This window comes from Parapedobacter sp. ISTM3, from assembly GCF_016533505.1.
Lineage (GTDB): Bacteria > Bacteroidota > Bacteroidia > Sphingobacteriales > Sphingobacteriaceae > Parapedobacter > Parapedobacter luteus.
The window spans coordinates 1-955 of record NZ_JAENGN010000059.1 but is presented as its reverse complement, the minus strand read 5'-3'; the positions used below and the strand labels follow the sequence as shown (position 1 = coordinate 955).

The following is a 955-nucleotide window of genomic DNA, read 5'->3' as shown; positions in this document are numbered from 1 at the left end:
GAGGACAGGGTTTTCGATATGCTCAATGACCATATCGTTACCGGACTTTGAGGTATCGTACATCACTTTGCCAATGACCGCTACGGTAAGCAGCAGGTAACCCACAAAGAAGTACAGCGTATATCGGTGCTGTTTGCGCAAGGGCAACGCCCGCCAACGGTCGTCCAGCTTGTCAAAGTACCTGTCCATATTTGCTCTTAATTTTTTCATAGCCTTACTATTTCTGTGTTATAGCTTGAAACGCTTAGGACTTTTACCCGCCGTTTGCTTCGGCGCATCGTTGACCAATGCGACCGCTTCTGTTAATTTGGGTGCGGACATTACGGACAGGTTTGCCAGTTCCGATTTTTTGAGCAGTTGCCCAAAGCCGTCTTTCTTCGCTATCTCCATACGGCTCAATGAGAATTTGCCATTCAGGTACTTTACCCACATATTGCATTCAACACGGGGTTTGTCATCGCCCGACCATTGCAGGTAGCCTGTCAGCAGTAAGTCCTGTTTAGGCAAAGTATCTGCACCTTTTTGGCAGCTTTCGAGGTAATCGCTGATGCTGTCTTTCAGCCTTCCGGCATACGCTCCCTGCGTATGGAAATACCCGTTATATCCTTTGTCGGTAAGGATTTTTGCGAACGTGCTTAAATCTGATAATGCTTCCATAAGATTGATTTTTTAGCGTTCGATAACCTCTATATCCTTATTTTCCACGACTGCAAATTTTTCGATATTGAAGCCCTGCGGGTTATTGTCGGAACGAACGGAGTTGACGAGATAGCAGGTAGTAATCAGGTTACGCCTGGTTACATTGCTTGACCGAATGATGAACTGTTTGGCATAGGTGCGCACTGCATACGGGTAGTTGTCGAAATTGCACAGGACACTATCCACTTCAATGCGTTGCTGCACGTTCCCCGAAATGATACGGCTGTAATAGCCCTTTTCCGACAAGTCTTTGTAA

General features: G+C 46.3%; 2 protein-coding genes and 1 pseudogene. All 3 read right to left on the bottom strand.

Annotated features, from left to right (window positions below; genetic code table 11):
* On the bottom strand, window positions 1-210 hold a 210-nt coding region (locus JHJ32_RS22590), incomplete at its 3' end, for a nitrogen regulatory IIA protein (RefSeq protein WP_200122996.1).
* A gap of 18 nt (window positions 211-228) precedes the next feature.
* The gene (locus tag JHJ32_RS22585) at window positions 229-657 is read right to left on the bottom strand and encodes a hypothetical protein (RefSeq protein WP_200122994.1); all 429 of its coding nucleotides are present in this window, start codon (window positions 655-657) and stop codon (window positions 229-231) included.
* Between the two features lie 12 nt (window positions 658-669).
* Window positions 670-955, bottom strand: a pseudogene (locus JHJ32_RS22580) (conjugative transposon protein TraK); the annotation flags it as partial.

Coding starts and splice junctions, on each gene's coding strand:
- JHJ32_RS22585 (WP_200122994.1), bottom strand. CDS start 657: ATGGAAGCATTATCAGATTTAAGCACGTTCGCAAAAATCCTTACCGAC.